The sequence below is a fragment of the Marinovum sp. J2-8 genome (assembly GCF_055808435.1).
In genome coordinates this window covers 1-22,013 of sequence record NZ_JBVVRZ010000007.1, presented here as the reverse complement: position 1 = coordinate 22,013, position 22,013 = coordinate 1, and the positions used below count along the sequence as shown (strand labels likewise).

The following is a 22,013-nucleotide window of genomic DNA, read 5'->3' as shown; positions in this document are numbered from 1 at the left end:
GCGCGGGCTGATCGGGGCGGCGGGGCTGGACTGGCAGCCGAAATGCCTTGATTTTCACAAACAGGGCGGCGCGGTCAAAACGCTGAGCATCGCGCAGGTGCGCCAGCCAATTTACAAAAGTTCGGGTGGGGCATGGCGCCGGTATGAGGCCGAGATGCAGCCATTTATCCACGCATGGGAGGCAGAGTGATGGCATTAAGTGACATCCAGCAACGTGTTCAAAAGGCCGAAGAGGCAGCGGGCCGCAAGACCGGCAGCACAACCTTGATTGCTGTGTCCAAGATGCAACCGCTCGACCGGGTCGAAGCGGTTCTTGAACAGGGGTGCCGGGTTTTTGGTGAAAACCGGGTGCAGGAGGCGGCCGGCAAATGGCCCGACTTGCGCGAACGTTTTGACGGCATCCAGCTGCATATCATTGGCCCGCTTCAGACCAACAAGGCGCGTCAGGCCATGGAGCTGGCCCAGGCCATCCATTCGCTGGACCGTCCGAAGCTTGCCACCACATTGGCGCGATTGGCGCAGGAAATCGGGACATGCCCCGAGCTGTTCATTCAGGTCAACACCGGCGAAGAACCGCAAAAGGCTGGGGTTCTGCCTCGCGATCTGGATGGCTTTGTCGCAACGTGTCGCGGGCTGGATCTGCCCCTGCGCGGGCTGATGTGCATTCCCCCGGTTGAGGAAGAGGCCGCACTGCATTTCGCGCTTCTGGCGAAATTTGCCGCGCGCAACGGGCTGGACGGGGTGTCGATGGGCATGTCCGGCGACTTTGAAACCGCGATTGCACTCGGCGCGACACATGTGCGGGTTGGGTCGGCGATTTTCGGCGAACGTCCTGCACCGGCCTGAGGAGCGGATCGCAAAAGTAGCGCCTTCCTATCCGAAGGGATAGGTTTTTGATACCAATGCCCCGGGATTTCTCCCGGTGCGCGTGTGATATTTGTTGCACGGGGGCCGACACGCAACTCCAAAATGATATGGGGTGGCCAACGTAACAATGGACGTTTCGAACGATTATCATCGTTCTCCATCACTCTCGGAACGGCCGCAGGCGGGCGTCATTTAGCAATCGGGCGCCCGCCACATCGCCGCCACACAGCCGGTTATGAAAATCGGTCTGCTGTCCCAAAAAGCGCCCAAATCCATATCGGTTTATCGTCTCTTTGCCGCGTTTCTCGGGCCAGGCGCAGAATTGCAGTGGCCCAATCGCTGTATTTTGCTGACATCCTCGCTCGGCTGGGGATAAATCAGGTGTATGACCGACAAACCAAATGACCTCCCACCGCTTGATATGCCCCCCACCGGGCAATCCCTGCCGATCATGATGATGCGCGCCCGTGAAAAGCTTATGCTGCCGGTCCGGGACATGTTACAGGCAACGGGATTGACGGAACAGCAATGGCGTATCCTGCGCGTGTTGGAAGAATTCGGTCCGCAGGATGCCACGCAATTGGCTGAACGCTCCTGCCTGTTGATGCCCAGCCAAACCCGAATTGTGCAGACCCTGGCGACCAAAGGTCTGGCAACACGCGAAACCAATCCAGGCGATCGGCGGCGCCAGATGGTGTCAATCACGCCGAAAGGACGTGATATCCTGGCGAAAAACGCGGCACGGACACGCGAAATTTCCGATGAAATACTTCGCAAGCTTGGGAAGGAAAAGATGCGGCAATTGCTGGAGATGCTGGACGATATTGCGCGGATGTGATCCTCGGACCTCGCACGGTCGATGGCTTTAGCAATGCGACCTTGTTGCAACCCCTGACTTGATATCACCCGAAAGCCGATGCTTCCAACGGCGTGGCACGGTTTGCTGCCTGTTATGGAGAACAGTAGGACGCCTGACGCGCCACGCGATCCCGGACCCCACTCCGAGATCTTCGGATGCGGCAGTCAACACCCGGCAGTTCCCCAAACCAAAAGACCGCAGGCTTTTCCCGACACGAATGGCGACCCCGACTGGATTCGAACCAGTAACCTGCCCCTTAGGAGGGGGCTGCTCTATCCAGTTGAGCCACGGGGCCGTCGGCATTGACATAACGGTTGAAAAGGCGGCTGTCAGCCAGAAACCGGGATATTGTGGAATTCCGGCCTGACGGCCCTGTCGATCAAAACAATCCCGGTGCGCTTCCGTCCAGGGGGGCTGTGGCGGGGGCGGTTTTGGGCTGCAATTTGGGGGATGGTCTGCCAGAAACAGGTCGGCCCAATCCGGGCAGCGGGCTGCCGCGGCCCATGGCGGGTTGCAGCTCGCCACGGATCGCCATCAGGCCCAGTTTGTGATCGCTGCTGTGGTGCAGGATCTGTTTGCGCTGTTTGTCATAGGCCTGCAGCTGCTGTGTCCAGGCGCCTTTGTTCATCGCGATGCGGCGATGGAACGTGCCGTCACCATATCCGGTGTCATAGACCCGCTTGCCCATCAGGACCGCCTGATAGGTTGGGTGGTTGAACAGATGGCCGGTCGCCAGATCCAATGGGCCGGTGGGTTGATGTTTCCAAAGCTCAAGGTTCTCTGCCAACCGGTCCGGCACCTGCAATTCGGTGCGCGCGTCGATCCAATATTGGCTGTCTGTCCGGTTGCCGAGCGCATAGTGCAGGCAGATGAAATCCAACACTTCGTTATAAAGCGCGTCCATCGTCTGATTATAGCGCTTGCGCTTGAACTCGGCGAAATCGCTGTCAGGGAAGTACAGCAGCAGGCGCTGGATCGCGAGGTCGATCATATGGATCGCGGTGCTTTCCAACGGCTCGATGAACCCCGATGACAGACCAATGGCCACGCAATTCTTGACCCAGAAGTTCCGCGACCGGCCGACCCGCATCGGGATGATCCGCGGTTCTGCGCCTTTGGGCGCATCGCCGCCGAGGTGGGCCATGAATTCATCGCGCGCCTCGTCGTCGGTGCGGTGGGCGCTGGAAAACACATATCCGGTGCCGATCCGATGGAACAGCGGCACCCGCCAGCTCCACCCCGCCCCCAGCGCGGTGGAAGCGGTGCAGGATGTGATCTTGTCTGGGTCGGGGTGGGGGATCTGCAATGCCATGGCGCGGTCATTGCCCAGGTATTTGGAATAATCGACAAAAGGTTCCTTCAGCGCCTTGTTGATCACCAACCCCCGAAAGCCGGTGCAATCCACCACCAGCTCTACCGGGTGCAGGCCACGCTCTTTGAGCTGAACCGCCGCTACATGGCCTCGATCGCCAAGTTCGACATCCTCGACATCATCCAGAATATGCTCGACGCCGCGTTGCACGCCGATTTCCGACATCATCTTGGCAAATGCTCCGGCATCCAGATGATAGGCATAGCCGATCCCCGGCACCATCTTGCCCTGTTGTACCGAAAACGGTCCCTTGTTGGCGCGCGCCAGATCCAGCGCCGGGGAAAAGGTCTGGGCAAAATCGCGACCACCTGAACCAAAGGCCTGATGGTAATAACAGGCATCCACGCCGTTGATCTGCAACGGTTTTCCGAAGGGGTTGATATAGTCGACCAGCTTGCCGTTCGGGTCGGTATTCCACTGTTTGAACATCACCCCCAGCTTGAAGCTGGCATTGCAGCGGCGAAAGAATTCCTGTGTCGGAATGCCGAGCATTTTCAGCGTCATCGGCATTTGCGGCACTGTGGCCTCGCCGACGCCGACGGTGGGGATATTGGGGGATTCAATCAACTGCACCCGCAGCGACTTTTCCGACATCGTCTTTAACATCAGTGCGGTCAGCCATCCGGCGGTGCCGCCGCCGACGATTGTGACTGTTTTGATTGGCTCCGCCATGAAAGATCCCCCCTTGATTACGTAAGGATAACCTAGATCAAGGTGGGGCCAATCGGAATAGTGCAGGTTCATTTTGGCAATTTCCCCGCAAGGGTGCCAAGATCTTGTATATTACTGCATGATTGATCTAGTCTGCGATCAGACCATTCAGGAAGTATCCAAGTGACAACAGAGCATACCCGCCCCCTGACGCTGCGCGATGTGTCCGAAGCGTCGGGCGTTTCGGAAATGACGGTCAGCCGCGTGCTGCGCAACCGTGGTGATGTCAGTGCCGCGACCCGCGAAAAGGTCCTCTTGGCCGCCAAGACGTTGGGGTATGTGCCCAACAAGATTGCCGGCGCTCTGGCCAGCCAGCGGGTCAATTTGGTGGCGGTCATCATTCCGTCCCTGTCCAATATGGTGTTCCCCGAGGTGATGGGCGCGATCAGCGCCGTGTTGGAGGAAACCGAATTGCAGCCGGTGGTCGGTGTCACCGATTATCTGCCGGAAAAGGAAGAGCGGGTTCTGTTTGAAATGCTGTCCTGGCGGCCTTCGGGGGTGATCATTGCCGGGCTGGAACGGTCTGATGCTTCGCGGGCGATGCTGGCGGCCTCGGGCATTCCGGTGATCGAGATCATGGATACCGACGGCAAACCGGTTGACGCCGCTGTCGGCATTTCCCACCGCCGCGCGGCAGGCAAATGGCCAAGGCGATCCTGAAGCAGGGGTATCAGAACATCGGGTTCATGGGCACCAAAATGCCGCTGGATCATCGCGCCCGCAAACGGTTCGAAGGGTTCACCGAGGAACTGGCGCGCAATGGTATCGAAATCATGGATCAGGAATTCTATTCCGGTGGCTCGGCCCTTGCCAAGGGGCGCGAGATGACCAAAACGATGATGGATCGTTCGCCGGATCTGGATTTCCTGTATTATTCCAATGATATGATCGGCGCGGGTGGGCTGTTGTGGTTGATCGAAGCGGGCTATGACATCCCGGGTCGCATCGGTTTGGCTGGGTTCAATGGCGTCGATTTGTTGCAGGGGCTGCCGCGTCAGCTGGCCACGATGGACGCCTGCCGTCGTGACATCGGGCAAAAGGCCGCCCAGATCCTAGTCGACCGGATGGAGGGCAAGGAAGACGACGGTCAACGTGTGTTCGAGATGACGCCAAAAATCAGCTTTGGCGATACTTTGAAGCGCTAGGCGCACGCCTGTTTGTGACCAGGCCGTATGTGACGCGCGGTTTCCGGGCCTGACATACGGCTGATGCTCAGGCTTCGGTCGCCCTGGCACCCGGTCGGCCCCAGGTCCGAAAATCGACGTGTTCTGCACTTGGTCTCACGCCCGCTGTGCGACATGGTAAAGGTTCACCTGTCAAAAGGATCGCGCCGCCATGCCCCCGTCCCAGAATGTCACCCGGATCGACAATCGCTTGGCGCGGCGGTTGTTTCTGGACAAACATGCCTTGGGCGATGCCCCGGCCGGTGCGGGCCATGGCCCTGCCTTACATGAGGTCATCACCCGGCTGGGGTTTGTACAGCTCGACTCTATCAATACCGTCGCACGGGCGCATGATCTGATCCTGTTTGCCCGCCGCCCGCGCTATCGCACCGGCAATATGGAGCGTCTGATTGAACAGGATCGTGTGCTGTTCGAACATTGGACCCATGATGCGGCTGTGGTGCCGATGGCGTTTTATCCGGTCTGGGCGCTGAAGCGGCGTCGCGACGCCGAAATATTGAAACATCGCTACAAGGAATGGCAACGCCACGAATTCGAAGCTGAATTCGACCGTATCCTGACAATGATCGCTGACAGCGGCCCGGTTTGCAGCAATGATCTTGGCCCCGATACGCCACGCCCCTCTGGCGGTTGGTGGAACTGGCATCCGGGCAAGACGGCGCTGGAATACCTTTGGCGCAGCGGCCGGTTGGAAATCTGCCATCGGCAGGGATTTCGCAAGTATTACAATCTGTCGGAACGGGTTGTGCCCGAGGACCTGCGCAATTCTGACTGGGGCGAGGCGCAGACAATCGACTGGCTTATGCGCGGGGCGCTGGACCGGTTGGGGTTTGCCACCAGCGGCGATCTGGCCGCGTTCTGGGACATTGTCACCGCCAAGGAGGCCCGCGATTGGTGCATCGCCGCCGAGGCCCGCGGCGAGGTCATGCCGGTCGAGGTTGAAAGCACCGATGGCAGCCTGCGTATGCATGTCGCCCGGCCCGATGTGATCGAGCAGGCCAGAAATGCCCCTGAACCGACCGGGCGCATGCGTGTGCTCAGCCCGTTTGACCCCGCCCTGCGCGACCGGAAACGGGCAGAGCGGCTGTTTGGATTTCAGTACCGGATCGAGGTGTTCGTGCCCGAGGCCAAGCGGATCTATGGCTATTACGTCTTTCCGCTGCTGGAAGGCGACCGGATTGTCGGACGGATAGATATGAAGGCGGACCGCAAGGCCGGGGTGTTGAACGTAACGGCGCTCTGGCCAGAGCGCGGCGTGAAATTCGGGGCGGGCCGTCAGGCGCGGCTGTGCTCTGAGCTGGAGCGTATCACGCGGCTTGCCAAGGTCGAGCAATTGGCCTTTGCCGACGGCTGGTTGCGTGACACGCCGTCGCCCTGAGGCCAGGGTGCGAAATGCGGCTCCAAGAAAACGTCATGTAACCATCACCTGACTGTCATGCATGTGGCCTAGATCGGGGCCATGATTGATCCCGGTTCCGGGCATTTTATAGAGATCGACATTTCAGCAGTACCGGGTGGCCGTATTTTGGCCGTCCGTTTTCCCTCAATACCGCAGGGACGCGGTTCCCCATCTGCGTCCCTGTTCCCATTGCTGGCTTTTTCATCACCCCGAACAACAGCATGCCGCGCCGCAGCGTATGTCGTGCAGGCCCTGCGGTATGATTCTGCAGTGCAGAACAAAGCAGCCCCGATCTGGGGCTGCTCCGGTATCAGGGTATGCGATTGGTGCAATTGTCCCGGCGGCACAGGAGGAGAAAGCCACCGAAGCGTGAGCGAGAGAGTTTTCGGAATACCCTGACAGGTTGTATCAGAATGGCGTCATCTTTCTGTTCTGTCAAGCGGCTGCGTGAAGGGGATTTGTTTGTTGGTTAAAAATCAACTACTTGCCAAAAATTGAATGCCAAAGCATGCATTGCGCCGCCGGGGGGGATGGGCCGGGCCAGCCATGCACCAGCCGCAACACGGGTTTACCGGCATGGCTGTAGTAGAAAATGCTGCAGGTGCATAAGTTAGCACTCAAGGGAGACCAGTAGACAAACAGGTCATCGAAAGGACAAAGACATGGCACAGGCAACAACAAATATTCTTCACGTCGAAACCCCCGGCATTCTGGCGCGGATCGGCAATTTCATGGTTCAGATCGCTGAAAACAACCACCGCATCCGCAAAGTTGAATTTCTGAACAATCTGTCGGACGAAGAGCTGGCCGCACGTGGCATCCGTCGCGAAGACATCGTGCATCACGTCTTCTCGGACATGCTGCACATCTGAGCGACCAACGATTACCGTGATCTCATTTGCGGGGCAAAAGCCCCGCGTGAAGGTCGCGCAAGCTGCCGATCTATATCGTATTTCGACGTGACCCTTAATGGCCTGGCGTTCCTGAAATCACGGATTTCACAACGCAAGGTTATTAAGGGTGTCGCGCGTTTCGGTGTCAGGATCTTTGCCCCGTAGAAGCGCCGTTTTGCCCCGTGAAGGGCAGGCTAGGGATGGTTCACCCGGCACAATTCCACCGACATCAGCGCCGCGCGCCCAGCATGGCCAACCGGATCAACATCCGCTCCACCAGCGCCATGGCAGGGGCATTCTGACTGGCGGATCGCAATTGCAGGTCCGTATCGGTCAACAGAGAAATCGCCTGATCCAGATTATGCGCGCCCCAGGCCTGGGCCTGACGGGTCATCTTTTCGCGCCTTGGTCCAAAGATCGGCGGGCGGGCGGCGGCAATGCCCCGCGCCGGGCCATCGGGGTGGCTGGCGGCGGCGTGCAGCGCCCGAAAGTGTCGCATGGTGGCAATCACAAGGCCCACGGGCTGTGTGCCCTGCGCCGCGAGCCGCGCCAGCATCGGCCCGATCTCACGCGTGCGCGAATTCGGCGACAATGGTCAGCACATCATCCAGTTCAGCCTCGGTCGACAACGGCGCCACGGCGGCGACATCCTCTGGGCTGACCGGGGTCGAGTTGCCGTGTTTATAAAGCGCAAGCTTTTCGAGCGTCTGGCGGAAATCACCGGGATCCAATGCGCGGCTGAGGTTGGTGATATCCTCCATCGCGTCCTGGCCGATGCTCAGACCGGCGCGTTTCAGATCCGCTTCGATTTCGCCCCGTGACGGCGGGTCGTCATAAATCGCGACGGCATAGGCATTGTTGTGGGCCTCAAACGCCTTGCGCAGCTTTGACGTGGCTTTCAGCGCGCCGGCGGTGACAACGATCTGGGCATCGCCGGGGGTCCAATCCTCCAATGCGGCGACCACGGCGGGCGCGGCAGTGTCGTTGGCATCTTCGACAAAGGCGACGCGCGGCCCGGGAAAGAAGCCAATCGCCTTGACCGCATCGTTAAGCAGGCCGGGCTCTTTGCGCAGGTTGCTGCCGGGAATACGGCTAAGGCGCATTTCGGCCTCGCCTTCGGGGCCAACCAGGTTGGCAATCACTTCTTGCCGTTTCAACGCCACCCGCATTCCGTCGTTGCCATAGATCAGCAGGCCGGTCCGGTCCGGGTCCGGGCGGGCAAAATATCCGGGCGCATCGCGAGGCGACAGTTTCATGGCGCGGCGGTCACAGGGAAATGTCGGGGGAAATCAGGACCAGCCGTTCAATCACCTGATCGGCGAGCATGGTCATCAACCGGTCTTCGGCATCGCGTTCCGCCGCGAGGGTGGCAACCGTCGACCCCGACGCGGAATAGCCGGTGAAATTGCGGACAGTGCCATATTGGAACCCGGTTTTTTCGCGGCCCGGCGCAGGGTGAAATCCACCCGCCCCAGAATCTGGTAGCGGGTCAGATTGCCATCCGGCGTGGTGCCGAGATTGTCCTGCGAGGTGCCGATCGTCAGGCCCAGCGTAAAGGGCGCATTTGCCCCGCCGGCGCCAAGCCGTTCCTCGATCCGGCGGGTCATCAGATAGCCGTTGTGGGTGTTGATCTCATCCACATGGATCGCATTTTGCAGTTTGGATGCGGCCCCGTCCGTGCCGTAGGCCGGGGCAAAGCCGCAGCCGCTGACCGCCGCGCCGGACAGCGCCAGCGCCCCACAAAGGAATCCTCGTCGGTCAGACAACCACATTCACAATCCGCCCCGGCACCACAATGATCTTTTTCGGCGCCTGGCCGTCCAGCGCCTTGACCACAGCTTCGTGGGCCAATGCGATCTTTTCAACCTCTTCTTTGCTCAGGTCGGCGGCCACGCTGATTTCCGCCCGGCGTTTGCCGTTGATCTGGATCGGCAGGGTCACGCTGGCCTCGACCAGCATCGCCTCGTCCGCGACCGGCCATGGGGCATCGATCACCTGGCCCTCGCCGCCCAACATGGTCCAGATTTCCTCGGCCAGATGCGGCGTCATCGGCGCCATAAGCTGGGCGAGCGCCCTGGTTGCCGCGCGTTGCGCGTCTGCCCCGGCCTTTGATTTGGCCAGCGCGTTGGTAAAGGCATAAAGACGGGCAATGGCGGCGTTGAAACCAAAGCTTTCGATGCTCAGGGTCACGTCGCGGATCGCCTTGTGCATCTCTTTCAGCAGGGCCTCGTCGGCGCCTTGCGGCCCCTTTTCGGAGGCCGCAGCTTCGGTCGCAATGCGGAAGACACGCGCCAGATATTTGGACGAGGCTTCAGCGCCGGAGGCGGTCCATTCCACGTCACGTTCCGGCGGGCTGTCGGACAGGACAAACCAGCGCGCAGTATCCGCGCCATAGCTGGAAATGATGTTGAGCGGATCCACCACGTTGTTTTTTGACTTCGACATCTTGGCCGATGGGATGACCTCGACCTGTTCGCCGGTTGCAATGACGAAAGTGCCGTTTTCGCGTTCCTCGACCTCGGCCGGATAGTGATAGATTGCCCGGCCGTTTTCATCCGTCCGCTCGGCGTTCTTGTAGATCGCGTGGGTCACCATGCCTTGGGTAAACAGCGCGTCAAAAGGCTCTTTCGCGGTCTCGGGCAGATGGCCGGTGATCTGCATGGCGCGGGCAAAGAAGCGCGAATAGAGCAGGTGCAGGATCGCGTGCTCGATGCCGCCGATATATTGGTCGACGTTCATCCAGTACTTTGCCGCCTCCATGTCGGTGGGCGTCTCGGCGCGGGGCGCGGTGAAGCGGGCGAAGTACCACGACGAATCGACAAAGGTGTCCATCGTGTCGGTCTCGCGCAGCGCCTTGCCGCCGCAGGCCGGGCAGGTGCAGTCGCGCCATGTGGGATGGCGGGCCAGCGGGTTGCCCGGGTTCGACAGGTCCAGCGGCTTGTCGCCCTCGTCATAGGGCAGCTCGATGGGCAGATTTTCCTTCTTCTCCGGCACCACACCGCAGGTGTCGCAATGCACCACCGGGATCGGGCAGCCCCAGTAGCGTTGCCGCGACAGGCCCCAGTCGCGCAGGCGGAACTTGGTTACGCCCTGGCCCACGGCATTGTCCTCGCAAAAGGCGATGGCGGCGTCGATGGCCTCCTCGCCTGTCACCTCTTCGTCCCAGGCATAGGGTTTCAACCAGCGTACCTTTTCGGATTTCGCCGGGACATAGGCCTCGCCGCTTTCTTCGGGCAGCACGTGGTCGCCCGAAAGCGGGGCGAAGGTGGAGACCACCGGAAGATCGTATTTGCGGACGAAGTCCAGATCGCGCTGGTCATGGGCCGGACAGCCAAAGATGGCCCCGGTGCCATAGTCCATCAGGATGAAGTTGGCGATGTAGACCGGCAATTCCCACGAGGTGTCAAAGGGATGGCGCACGGTCAGGCCGGTGTTGAAGCCTTTCTTCTCGGCCTTTTCCAGCGCTTCTTCTGTAGTGCCGCCCTTGCGGCATTCGGCACAGAAGGCCGCAATCTCTGGGTTGTCCTTTTCAAGATGCTTGGCCAGCGGGTGGTCCGGCGAGATGCCGACAAATGACGCGCCCATCAATGTATCGGGACGGGTGGTATAGACTTCCACCCGGTCAAAACCTTCGGGCCCGTCGATCAGGCCAAAGGCAAATTGCAGACCCCGCGATTTGCCGATCCAGTTCTGCTGCATCAGCTTGACCTTGGCCGGCCAGTTGTCGAGCCCGTCAATGGCGTCGAGCAGTTCCTCGGCCATGTCGGAGATGCGGAAGAACCACTGCGTCAGCTCGCGCCGCTCCACATCTGCGCCGGAGCGCCAGCCCTTGCCGTCGATCACCTGTTCATTGGCCAGCACGGTCATGTCGACCGGGTCCCAGTTGACCACCGCGTTCTTGCGATAGACCAGCCCGGCTTCGAGGAAATCAAGGAACAGCGCCTGCTGCTGCCCGTAGTATTCCGGGTCACAGGTGGCAAACATGCGCGACCAGTCAAGCGAGAGGCCAAGCGGCTTCATCTGGTCGACCATCGTGTCGATGTTGGAATAGGTCCAGTCCTTGGGATGCCCGCCCGAAGAGATCGCGGCATTTTCCGCCGGCATGCCGAAGGCATCAAAGCCCATCGGATGCAGCACATTATGCCCGGTCGACATCTTGTAGCGCGCAATGACGTCGCCCATGGTATAATTGCGGACGTGGCCCATGTGCAGCTTGCCCGAAGGGTAGGGGAACATCTCCAGCACATAGTATTTCGGCTTGCCGCCTTCCATCGTGGCGGTGAAGGTTCCGGCCTTTTCCCAGGCCTCCTGCCATTTCGCTTCGATCGAAGCGGCATCATAGCGCGACATAATGATATTCCCTTGGGCGTAGAGCAGTCCAAGGGGTGATATGGCCAGATTATGCCGGCGTCCAGTGCGACGGCGCAATTTGGTCGTAACTTCTGTGCCGTCACCCGGCATCAGGATCAGATGCCGGGTCGGTCGGGCGGTTTTCAGGTCACCTTAGCGCCCTTGCAGCAGGCGGGCGGCAGTGCGGTTGGTGACATAGCCACTTTGAAAGATGTCGCGATCGCGTTGAAAGCGTTTGATCGCGTCGCGGGTTTGCTCTGTAAAGCGGCCATCCGGCGTGCCGGGGTTGTAGCCCAGCTGCAAGAGCCGCTGCTCGACCAAAAGCCGGACCACCGGGTTGTTGATGTTTTGGTCTTCTTCGCGCCGGGCAAGCTCCATCATCCGTTCGGTATCGTTCGCCTGCAATTCGTTCAGCCGCGCACGGGCTTCGTCGGCAAACCGTGAATCGCCATGGCGGTTGAGGAAATCACGATAGGCCTCGGCGGTGTCGGCCTCCTGTGCCTGACGCCAGGCGCGGCGGGCGGCGCGGCGGCCCTCGTCTTCTTCTGCGGCTTCGATGGCGTCCAGCCGATTGCGCGCCTCATTGGCAAAGCGGCCGCGCGGATACCGATCAAGATAGGCGCGCAGCCCCTCGGCGGTGCCCTGTGCGCCGGTCTCCTGCCAATAGCGATCTTCGGTGCGGCGTTCCTCTTCTGCCTGATCCTGACGCTTGCGGTCGGCTTCGTCGGTGATCTGTTGCCATTGGCGGCGGGTGACATAGCCGGTAACCTCATACCCACGATCCCGTTGCCATTGGCCAATTGCCCCGCGGCTGCCATTGCCAAAAATCCCGTCGACGCCACGGGTGTTATAGCCCAGCAAGGTCAGATCGCGCTGGATCTTGCGCCGGTCGTCGCGGGTGAAGTTCAGCTCTGCCTCTTCGCGTTGCCAACGGCCCTTGGTGTCGGCGGCAATCGCGGCGATCCGTGCATTGGCATCAGAGGTAAACCGCCCGTTGGGGTAGCGTGTCTTGTACAGTTCCAGCGCGTCGACCGTATCCATGGCGCGGGCGGCCTGCCAGAAGCCTTCTTCCAGCGCGCGGTTGGCAATCGCTTCGGTGTCAAAGATCGGCGGCGGGGCCGGGCGGGGGCCGTCCCCCGAATAGCCAACCGAGTTGGTGAGGAACCCGCGTGCGGACATCTGTGACAGAGCGGCATTCAGACTTTCGCCATCGCGCAGCAGCCCGGTGAAAATCGCCTGATTGATCTGGTTGTAACTGCCGGCCGCCAGCGTCACCCCCTGCGGCAGATCAAGCCCCTGGGTGCCGCTGCGCAGCCCGTTATCGGGTGACCGCAACGTGCTGGAACGTCCGACCAGCATCACGGCACGCCCGGCGGCGGATGCGCCGGCAATTTCCGCCAATGCCCGCAGAGACAGGCCCTGGGTCGGCGCGGACAGCAGATTGGGATCGGTGGCCCGGGTGGCCAGCAACCAGGCGTCACTGGCAGAGCTGACAAAATGCCCGTCCAGTATGATCAGAACCCGGTCGGCATCTTCGGCGGCGCGGCGGAACCGGTCTGCGGCCGCCAGCATGTCATCGGTCTGGGCATCAAAATCGCTGATCACCTCGAAACCTTCACGCTCCAGCCGCCGGGCGGTCGCCCGCAGATCGGTGGCACCGCGCGCATCGCTGAGTTTGGTGTAATTGTCATTGGCCAGCACCAGTGCCAGATCGGTGGCAAAGGCCGGGTTGGCCAGCAAGAACGCGGCAGCGGCAAGCAACGTCTTCAACTTGCCGGGGCCTGTGGTTCCGGTGTGTGTTGCTCCGGCGCAGGTCAGTGAAACGGACATTTGGGTCCTCCCATGTCGTCGTGGACGGATTTATGTTTTGCCACGTTAGCATGAACGGGCAACTGACATAGCTTCACAAGCGTATCAGCGCCCTGTGCCGTAGAATTTCCTGTGTGGGCTTTGGCGTGAACGGTTTTTCTTATGGGGTTTTATTGGGGGTTAAGGTTACCGAGATTTAAATGGAGCGGAGATTTGTGCATGTATTTCACAATCAAAAGCTGAAAGTCTCTCCCCGCGCGGGATTTAGGCTCGGTTCCCTACAGAACAGCTCCGCGTCTGATATTATTGAGTTAATCAAGTTGGGCCCTAGTTTATCCATAAATCCTACCAAATGGTAAGCAACCTTTGCTTGGGGTCGGGGGGGGGGTGCAAATCTGGACGGCCCGGCAATATTTGCTCTGACGCGAATTGGCGTCTATATGGGCCAGAGTACGCCCTCTGCGCGGTTTTCAGCCGTTTGACCGGGAAGGTGTAAAAACTGTTAGGTGGGTCGAAACGCCATTGCGTTGAGATTCCTTTAGGTCCAACAATTGCCGGAGAAAGAATTTTTTCGAAATTTCCCCAAATCTTATGAATTGATTTGGGCCAAAAACGCCTTGACCCATGGTGGGGTTATCAAACATTTAGAGGTTTGATGGCGATATAAGCCTGTATTTATTGCCTAGGAGACTTTTTTGCAGCCTCTTATCACATTTTTTGAAGAACTCGGTTACATGGCGCATGGTATGTGCCTGATGTGGCAGCCTTGGTTGATTGCATTGTTTGCTGGGTCCGATTTTCTGATTTTTGTCGCTTATGCGATGATTCCATTCGCAATTTTCCGGGTTGTCCGCGCCAGACCAGAGATCGAAAATCGCGGGGTCGCCTATCTTTTTGCCACTTTTATTCTGCTGTGCGGGCTGACGCATCTGGTGGCGATCTTTACCCTGTGGATTCCGGCTTATGCCGTTCAGGGCGTGATAAAGTTGGCAACCGGGGTGGTGTCGATGCTGACCGCCGTGATGTTGTTCCCGATGATCCCAAAGGTGATTGCCCTGCCGTCGCCGTCGGAACTGCGCGCTGTTAACGGTGATTTGCGCGACGAAATTGCCGCGCATGAAGAAACCCTGGATGAATTGCGCCGGATTCGCAGAGAGCTTGAGGATCAGGTCGCTGCGCGCACTCGCGCGTTGGAGCGCACCAACGAAGAGTTGCATATCACCCTGTGGGAGGCCGCGAATCGCGGCCGAAATCTGCGGTGCCTGACCGATGCATTGGCCCGCCAGACCGCCAATCAGACCGAAGGAACCGAAGAGTTTCTGAAGCAGTTTCAAACCCGGATAAGTGCGATGGTCGAAGCATCGGACGCGTTGATCCAACCCGGTGCCACGCTGTCGGGCACGATGCGTGGATTGGCCGAAAACCAGCTGGCCGCGTACCGCGCGGCATACCCCGACCGGATCACCCTGATTGGGGATGAGCAACCGGTGTCGGAATTGGCGGCCCGCCAGATCGGGTTGGTTTTGAATGAATTGGCGACCAATGCGATCAAACATGGCGCATTGCGCGATGAAGAGGGCAAGGTCGAGCTGAGTTGGGCCAAATATCGCGGCTGGCCTGATGCGGTGGACAGGTTTCAGATCTGTTGGACCGAAACGCTCTGTGCGTCACGCCGTGCGGAAAACGAAGCGGCGGAACTCTTTTCCAGCGGCCCGGTGGGGTTTGGCTCTCGGGTCTTGAACATCGCGGTGCCGCGCCGGTTGGATGGCAGGGCGGAGGTTGATTTTACGCCCAACGGGCTGTCTTATGCGTTGGATCTGCCTTTGAAAGCTTTGGTTGGGCCGGATCCCTTGGCCTCGGAAGACCCGGCGCCTGCGCAGTATTCCGGTCGCAGGAAGATTGATGACTGGCCCGCAACGGAACAGCGTCAACCACTACGGAGTTCTGGTTTGCGCACCGCCTAAGGTGGGACTGTTGCCGGAAATTTGGCCGGTGAAGCGCCTTAATACCCAATCAGGACATGCACAAACGGCAATATTGTTGCCGCCAACACGCCGACGAGACCCCCAATCAAAAGCCGGATTGGCGCCGCGCCAAGCCGCGGTCCGGCCAGCCCCAAAACACCGCAAACCACAGCATAAAATGATAGCGTGATAATATCCATTCTCTGATCCTATCATGAAAATGCGGGAATTTCAGCCTGTAAGGTTTTTGCAGATTGCTTCTGGCGCTGATGCCACCAAATGCGACAGGTCAGGCGCCAAGCGCAGTGATCCAAGGCCAATTGGGCTTGAAACCGTTCATAAATAGCTGGTTAAAATTTCCAGCCGCTTTCTGCGTTTGCTGGATCGCGGTGGCGCGCTGCCGGATATCCGCGATCCAGGGGGGCCGCATTATTCTGCGATCGCCATGGGATTGTCGGCCTTTTCGACCCGGACCGCCGAGAATTTGAATTCCGGGATCTTGCCATATGGATCCAGTGCCGAATTGGTCAGGATGTTTGCGGCCGCTTCGACATAGGCAAATGGCAGGAACACCATGTCGGGGGATACCGCGCGGTCGGCACGTGCCATCACGGAAAGCGTGCCGCGTTTGGTGGTCAATTGCACCATGCCGCCCGGCGCGACCCCCAGCTTGCGAAGGGTCGCGGGGTGCAGCGAACAATTGGCCTCTGGCTCGACCGCGTCCAACACGCTGGCGCGTCGGGTCATTGACCCGGTGTGCCAATGTTCCAACTGCCGTCCGGTGGTCAGGATCATCGGGAATTCCGCATCCGGCACATCGTCGGGCGGAATAATGCTGGCAGGGGTGAATTTCGCGCGGCCCTCGGGGCGGGGGAAACCATTGCCAAACACAATCGCCTGCCCGGGATCGGTCGCGTCCAGCGAAGGATAGGTGACCGCGCCTTCGGCTTCCAGCCGGTCCCATGTGATATTGGCCAGCGAGGGCATGTTCAGCTTCATCTCGTTGAACACGTCGCGCGGGCTGTCATAACTCCAGTTCAAGCCACAGCGGTTCGCCAGATCAATGGTGATCTTCCAATCGGCGCGTGCCTCGCCCGGCGGTGGCACAGCGGGGCGGCCGATCTGAACCTGTCGGTTGGTATTCGTGACCGTGCCGGATTTTTCATAAAAGGCCGATGCCGGCAGGATGACATCCGCGTAATTCGCCGTTTCGGTCAGAAAAATATCCTGAACCACCAGATGATCCAGCTTGGCCAGCGCATCGCGGGCATGGTCCACATCCGGGTCGGACATGGCCGGGTTTTCGCCCAGAATATACATCGCCTTGATCTGGCCATCATGGATCGCATCCATGATTTCCACCACGGTCAGCCCCGGTTCGGCGCTGAAATCTTCGCTGCCCCAAACCTCGGTAAAGGCGGATCTGACGCCATCTTCTTTGACGCTTTGATAATCCGGCAGGAACATCGGGATCATGCCGGCGTCACTGGCACCCTGAACATTGTTCTGGCCGCGCAACGGGTGCAGGCCGGTGCCGGGACGCCCGATATGGCCACACATCAGCGCGAGCGAGATCAGACAGCGGGAATTGTCGGTGCCGTGGATATGTTGCGAAATGCCCATGCCCCAGAAAATCATCCCGGCCTTGGCGCTGGCAAAGGTGCGCGCCACATCACGCAGGACATCGGCCTCGACGCCGCAGATCTCGGCCATCTTTTCGGGCGGAAATTGTTTCAGATGCGCCTTCTCGGCCTCCCAGTTTTCGGTAAACGCCGCGATATATTGCTGGTCGAAAAGCTCTTCTTCGACAATCACATGCATGATGGCGTTTAACATCGACACATCCGTGCCGGGGCGGAATTGCAGCCGGTGGCTGGCAAACCGCGCCAACCCGACGCCGCGCGGGTCCATCACGATCAATTTGCCGCCGCGTTTGGTGAATTGCTTGAAAAAGGTCGCGGCGACCGGGTGGTTTTCGATTGGATTGGCCCCGATCACAATCGCCACATCGGCATTCTCGATCTCGTTAAAGGTTGCGGTCACCGCGCCGGACCCGACATTTTCCATCAAGGCCGCCACTGATGATGCGTGGCACAGCCGCGTGCAGTGATCGACGTTGTTGTGGCCAAATCCCTGTCGGATGAATTTCTGGAAAAGATAGGCCTCTTCGTTGGTGCATTTGGCGCTGCCAAAGCCGGCCACCTCGCGGCCGCGACCCTTCAGGCCGCCTGCCGCGGCGTCCAGCGCCTCGTCCCAGGTTGCCTCGCGGAAATGCGTCAACAGATTGCCGGGATCGACGTTCAGCCCCTTGGCCGGGGCATCGTCGCGCCGGATCAACGGCTTGGTCAGCCGATGCGGGTGGTGGATGTAGTCAAAGCCGAACCGGCCTTTGACACAGAGCCGCCCTTCGTTTGCCGGACCGTTCAGCCCTTCGACATGTTTGATGCGCCCGTCCTTGACCTTCAGCGACAGCTGACAGCCGACACCGCAAAACGGGCAGATGCTGGCCACTTCGCTGTCGAAATCGGCACTGTCGCCGGATTGGGCCGCGTCTGTCACCGTGGCGGGCATCAATGCGCCGGTCGGACAGGCCTGCACACATTCACCACAGGCGACACAGGTGCTGTCGCCCATCGGATCATCGAAATCAAAAACCGGATAGGCATCATGCCCACGCCCGCCCATGCCGATCACATCGTTGACCTGAACCTCGCGGCAGGCGCGAACACACAGACCACATTGAATACAGGCGTCCAGATTGACCGACATCGCCACATGGCTGCTGTCCAAAAGTGGGACGCGCTCATCCTCAAGCTTTGGCAGGCGGCTTTGCGACAGGCCGTTCAGATCGGCCATATCCCACAGGTGGCTGGAGCGGTCATGGCTGGTGTCGCGCTCTGGCTGGTCGGCCAGCAGCATTTCAACCACCATTTTACGCGCGCTGGTGGCGCGGGCCGAATTGGTGGTGACTTTCATGCCTTCGGCGGGTTCGCGGATGCAGGAGGCCGCCAATGTGCGTTCGCCTTCGATTTCGACCATACAGGCACGGCAATTGCCGTCCGGGCGGTATCCGGGCGCTGGTTTGTGACACAAATGCGGGATCACCAGACCCCGGCCATTGGCCACCTCCCAGATGGTGTCGCCGGGCTGTGCCGTGACTTCCTGGCCATCCAGTATGAAACGGATCGTGTCGGACATGCAAATTCCTCCTGTCCTTCTGATTTACAGCATGGAACCGAGCATAGGGCAGGGTCAATCCCGACATCTGTCGACGAAATTGCGGCCTGCGGGTTTCCGATAGCGGACATGCGCCCCTTATCGCCCGCATTTCTGCCGGGCTGCGGCCAAAGTGCGGCCAGAGTGCGGCCCGCTGCCGTCACTTCGGAAAAATCCTTGGCGTGTGGGGGCGTCGCACTTTTCACCGGGGGCCGGGCCGGTTAGGGGACGTGCAAATAGTGAAAGGCCAGAAGATGACCCATATCACCCTTGTCCGCCACGGTCAGGCCAATACCCACGCCAAAAACGCCACAGATTATGACCGCCTGTCACCTCTTGGTGCGCAACAGGCAGAGTGGCTGGGGCATTACCTGGCGCAACATGACGCGCATTTCGATCATGTCTGGGCGGGTGACATGGCACGCCACCGCGCCACGGCGCTTGGCATGGGCCATGCCACGCCGGAGATCGACGCGCGGCTCAATGAATTCGATTATTTCTCTCTGGCGCGTGTGGCCGAGGCCGATCTGGATCTGCCGGCCCCACAAAGCCCCGAGGAATTCACCCGCCATATTCCGCAGTTGATGCAATATTGGCGTGACGATGCGATTGGCGACGCACCGGAAATGTTTGGTGCCTTTGAGGAGCGCGCCAAGGGTGCCATCGACGACATCCTGTCCGGTGGCGGGCGGGCGCTTGTGGTGACGTCGGGTGGGTTGATTGCCATGGTGCTGCGTCACGTTCTTGCGTTGGACATCCCGGAAATGACCCGGTTGATGTTTCAGCTGCGTAATTCGTCGGTGACGGAAATCGAATATCTGCATGGTCATATGATGCTTGTGGGCTATAACGCGATACCGCATCTCGCAGCGCCCGACCGGGCCCATGCGCGCACATTTATCTAAAGGGGGCGTCATGACACATCTCTGGGTCCGGGCCGAACAGCGCCAGAACGAAGAACGCGTTGGTCTAACGCCCGAAGGCGCGGCAGAGCTGATTGCCGCCGGTCTGACGGTCACGGTCGAGCAAAGCTCTGTGCGGGCGCTGGAGATTGACGGCTATCGGGCGGCGGGATGTGCCATTGCGGCGGAAAATACCTGGCCGGATGCGCCGGAGGACGCCATCATTTTCGGGCTCAAGGAACTGCCCGCCGACGGCACGCCGCTGCACCATCGCCACATCATGTTCGGTCACGCCTACAAAGGCCAGCCAGCCGGTCAGATCCTGCTGAAACGGTTTCGCGCCGGTGGCGGCACGCTGTATGATCTGGAATATCTGGTGGACGATGACGGCCGTCGCGTGGCGGCCTTTGGCTATTGGGCCGGGTTCGCCGGGGCGGCGGTGGCCCTGCGCTGCTGGGCTGCGCAACAGGACGGCGGGATCTGCCCGCCGGTCGGCACGCATCCCTCGGCGGCGCATTTGACCGAGGAATTGGAAGATCTTCTGTCGCTTACCGGCAAACCGCGCCCGACGGCGCTGGTGATCGGGGCATTGGGCCGGGTTGGCACCGGGGCGGCGGATCTTTGTGATGCGATGGGGGTGGATGTCACCAAATGGGACATGGCCGAAACCGCCTCTGGCGGGCCATTCCCGGAGGTGTTGCAGCATGACATCTTCTTCAACTGCATTCTGGCGCGTCCCGGCACGCCGGTGTTTGTACCGGCATCGGCCAAGACATCGCCGCGCAAATTGACCGTCATCGGCGATATCGCCTGTGATCCTGACAGTGATTTTTCCCCGATCAAGGTCTATGATCGCACCACAACATGGGACAGTCCCGCCCTGCGGGTGCAGGATCTGCCGCCATTGGATGTGACCGCGATCGACAATCTGCCCTCGATGCTGCCGGTCGAAAGCTCGCAGGATTATGCGGCTCAGCTCCTGCCCTCGCTTTTGACACTGGGTGACATATCTTCTGGTGTGTGGGGGCGTGCCAAGGCAGAATTCGACCGACATATCAGCGGGGTATGAACATATGACAATCCATTGGTGCGGCACCGGGCTTTCTGCGGTTCCCGGCCTGCGGCGGTTGATCGAGGCCGGCCATGAGGTCACGGTGTGGAACCGGACGCTGGACAAGGCGCGGGATGCCGTGGGGGATCTGACCAATCGGATCAAGGTGTTCGACATTGATGCGCTGGCTGCAGAGTTGCAGCCAAAGGATGTTGTGGTTTCGATGTTGCCTGCTGACTGGCATGTCCGTCTGGCGGAATTGGCGATTGTCAAATCGGCGGATTTTGTGTCGTCCAGCTATATCAGCCCCGAAATGCGCGCCCTGCATGCCAAGGCCCAGATCAAAGGCGTCAGTCTGGTGAACGAGGTTGGTCTCGACCCGGGGATTGATCATCTGATGGCGCATGCGCTGGTGGCGGATTATCGGTCCAGCCCAAGATGCGATGCATCCAACGCATTGAATTTCCTGTCCTATTGCGGCGGCGTGCCGAAACACCCAAACCCGTTCAAATACAAATTTTCCTGGTCGCCGCTGGGGGTGTTGAAGGCGCTGAAAAGCCCGTCGAAATCCATTCGAAACTTCATGCCTTTTGTGGCGGAACGGCCCTGGACGCGCTTGGCCATTACACCGCGCCGCTGCCGGCGCCGGAAAGCTTTGAGGTCTATCCAAACCGCGACAGCCTGCCCTTTGTCGAGGAATATCGCTTTGATCCGACCTGGCGCATCGAAACCTTTGTGCGGGGCACCCTGCGGTTGAACGGCTGGGCGGAGGCGTGGAAAGACGTGTTTGCCGAGGTCGAAACCGCCAGCGATCTGCGCCTGCGTGAAATGTCGGACGTGTTCTGGGGGGAAAACGCCTATGGCGACGGCGAACCGGACCGGGTGGTGATGTGTGTGTCGCTGTCAGCCTCGGACAGCAGCGGCGTGGTCTGGCACAAGACCCATGTGATGGATGCCTGGGGCGATGCGCGCGGCAGTGCGATGGCGCGGTTGGTGTCGGTTCCGGTGGCCTTGGCCGTTGAAACTGCGCTGGCCGGAGACTTCTCGCCCGGTGTGCAAGCCGCGCCGTCGGAACCGAAGCTTCGCCAAAGATGGATGGGCGAAATCGCCCAGTTGGTGCAGCATCTTGCGGTGATTGATCACAGCTAAGACGCGGCGCGCAGCGGCTTCGGCGGCCCGAAGGCCGCCGCGCATTCAGGACAAAAGCGACCGGCCCGAATTCGGTCAGTGAATAGACCTTGCCCGCTTCAAACACCCCGACCGACAGCGGTCAACCATATCCTGCGCCACTGTCGAGATTGACGCGGTTGCCATAAAACATTGGCGCGTCAAGCGCGGTGTGCCCATGCACGATCAAGGCCTCAAAGGGATTGGTTTCGCTCAGGAAAGGTTCGCGAAATCCAGACCAGATCGTCTTCGTCCTGATCCTCCAGCGG

The 22,013-nt window shown here is 59.9% G+C and carries 12 protein-coding genes, 1 tRNA gene and 4 pseudogenes; 9 read left to right on the top strand and 8 right to left on the bottom strand.

Features of this window, described 5'->3' with window-relative positions:
* The first annotated feature begins 189 nt into the window (after positions 1-189).
* Positions 190-846 carry a YggS family pyridoxal phosphate-dependent enzyme gene (locus AC0L4F_RS18580; RefSeq protein ID WP_244690896.1) on the top strand — a complete coding sequence of 219 codons (657 nt, stop codon included), beginning with the start codon at positions 190-192 and terminating at the stop codon, positions 844-846.
* Positions 847-1,252: 406 nt separating this feature from the next.
* Positions 1,253-1,705 (top strand): homoprotocatechuate degradation operon regulator HpaR, encoded by a 453-nt coding sequence (hpaR, locus tag AC0L4F_RS18575; protein WP_244690895.1) that lies wholly within the window; start codon positions 1,253-1,255, stop codon positions 1,703-1,705.
* Positions 1,706-1,944: 239 nt separating this feature from the next.
* Here hpaR and AC0L4F_RS18570 read toward each other — a convergent pair.
* Positions 1,945-2,021 (bottom strand) — tRNA-Arg (locus tag AC0L4F_RS18570).
* A gap of 84 nt (positions 2,022-2,105) precedes the next feature.
* On the bottom strand, positions 2,106-3,770 hold the full coding sequence (locus AC0L4F_RS18565) for a tryptophan halogenase family protein (protein WP_244690894.1): 1,665 nt from the start codon (positions 3,768-3,770) through the stop codon (positions 2,106-2,108).
* A gap of 162 nt (positions 3,771-3,932) precedes the next feature.
* Between AC0L4F_RS18565 and AC0L4F_RS18560 the strand changes: the two are divergent.
* The 3 genes and pseudogenes from AC0L4F_RS18560 to AC0L4F_RS18550 all read left to right on the top strand — a co-directional run bounded on the left by AC0L4F_RS18560 (position 3,933) and on the right by AC0L4F_RS18550 (position 7,264).
* Positions 3,933-4,954 (top strand): annotated as a pseudogene (locus AC0L4F_RS18560) (LacI family DNA-binding transcriptional regulator).
* A gap of 190 nt (positions 4,955-5,144) precedes the next feature.
* Positions 5,145-6,371 carry a winged helix-turn-helix domain-containing protein gene (locus tag AC0L4F_RS18555; protein ID WP_244690893.1) on the top strand — a complete coding sequence of 409 codons (1,227 nt, stop codon included), beginning with the start codon at positions 5,145-5,147 and terminating at the stop codon, positions 6,369-6,371.
* 683 nt (positions 6,372-7,054) lie between these two features.
* Complete coding sequence (locus tag AC0L4F_RS18550; protein WP_244690892.1) at positions 7,055-7,264, top strand: DUF1127 domain-containing protein; 210 nt, start codon at positions 7,055-7,057, stop codon at positions 7,262-7,264.
* A gap of 250 nt (positions 7,265-7,514) precedes the next feature.
* Here AC0L4F_RS18550 and holA read toward each other — a convergent pair.
* From holA to AC0L4F_RS18530, 4 genes and pseudogenes are all read right to left on the bottom strand, one after another.
* Positions 7,515-8,541 (bottom strand): annotated as a pseudogene (holA, locus tag AC0L4F_RS18545) (DNA polymerase III subunit delta).
* Between the two features lie 75 nt (positions 8,542-8,616).
* Positions 8,617-9,057, bottom strand: a complete 441-nt coding sequence (locus AC0L4F_RS18540; protein WP_244690891.1) for a hypothetical protein — start codon at positions 9,055-9,057, stop codon at positions 8,617-8,619.
* On the bottom strand, positions 9,044-11,635 hold the full coding sequence (gene leuS, locus AC0L4F_RS18535; RefSeq protein WP_244690890.1) for a leucine--tRNA ligase: 2,592 nt from the start codon (positions 11,633-11,635) through the stop codon (positions 9,044-9,046). Before leuS ends, AC0L4F_RS18540 begins: the two co-directional genes overlap by 14 nt.
* A gap of 153 nt (positions 11,636-11,788) precedes the next feature.
* Positions 11,789-13,465 carry a peptidoglycan-binding domain-containing protein gene (locus AC0L4F_RS18530; RefSeq protein ID WP_244690889.1) on the bottom strand — a complete coding sequence of 559 codons (1,677 nt, stop codon included), beginning with the start codon at positions 13,463-13,465 and terminating at the stop codon, positions 11,789-11,791.
* 674 nt (positions 13,466-14,139) lie between these two features.
* Here AC0L4F_RS18530 and AC0L4F_RS18525 point away from each other — a divergent pair.
* Positions 14,140-15,408, top strand: coding sequence for a sensor histidine kinase (locus AC0L4F_RS18525; RefSeq protein WP_244690888.1), 1,269 nt, complete (start codon positions 14,140-14,142; stop codon positions 15,406-15,408).
* A 429-nt stretch (positions 15,409-15,837) separates the two neighbouring features.
* Here AC0L4F_RS18525 and fdhF read toward each other — a convergent pair whose 3' ends face one another.
* Entirely contained in the window at positions 15,838-18,606 is a 2,769-nt protein-coding gene (gene fdhF, locus AC0L4F_RS18520) for a formate dehydrogenase subunit alpha (RefSeq protein WP_244690887.1), read from the bottom strand.
* A gap of 272 nt (positions 18,607-18,878) precedes the next feature.
* Between fdhF and AC0L4F_RS18515 the strand changes: the two genes are divergently transcribed.
* From AC0L4F_RS18515 to AC0L4F_RS18505, 3 genes and pseudogenes are all read left to right on the top strand, one after another.
* Positions 18,879-19,529, top strand: a complete 651-nt coding sequence (locus AC0L4F_RS18515; protein WP_244690886.1) for a histidine phosphatase family protein — start codon at positions 18,879-18,881, stop codon at positions 19,527-19,529.
* A 10-nt stretch (positions 19,530-19,539) separates the two neighbouring features.
* On the top strand, positions 19,540-20,595 hold the full coding sequence (locus AC0L4F_RS18510) for a saccharopine dehydrogenase (RefSeq protein WP_244690885.1): 1,056 nt from the start codon (positions 19,540-19,542) through the stop codon (positions 20,593-20,595).
* Positions 20,596-20,599: 4 nt separating this feature from the next.
* Positions 20,600-21,726, top strand: a pseudogene (locus tag AC0L4F_RS18505) (saccharopine dehydrogenase family protein).
* Between the two features lie 55 nt (positions 21,727-21,781).
* On the opposite strand, the pseudogene AC0L4F_RS18500 reads toward AC0L4F_RS18505, so the two are convergent.
* Positions 21,782-22,013, bottom strand: a pseudogene (locus tag AC0L4F_RS18500) (serine/threonine protein phosphatase); the annotation flags it as partial.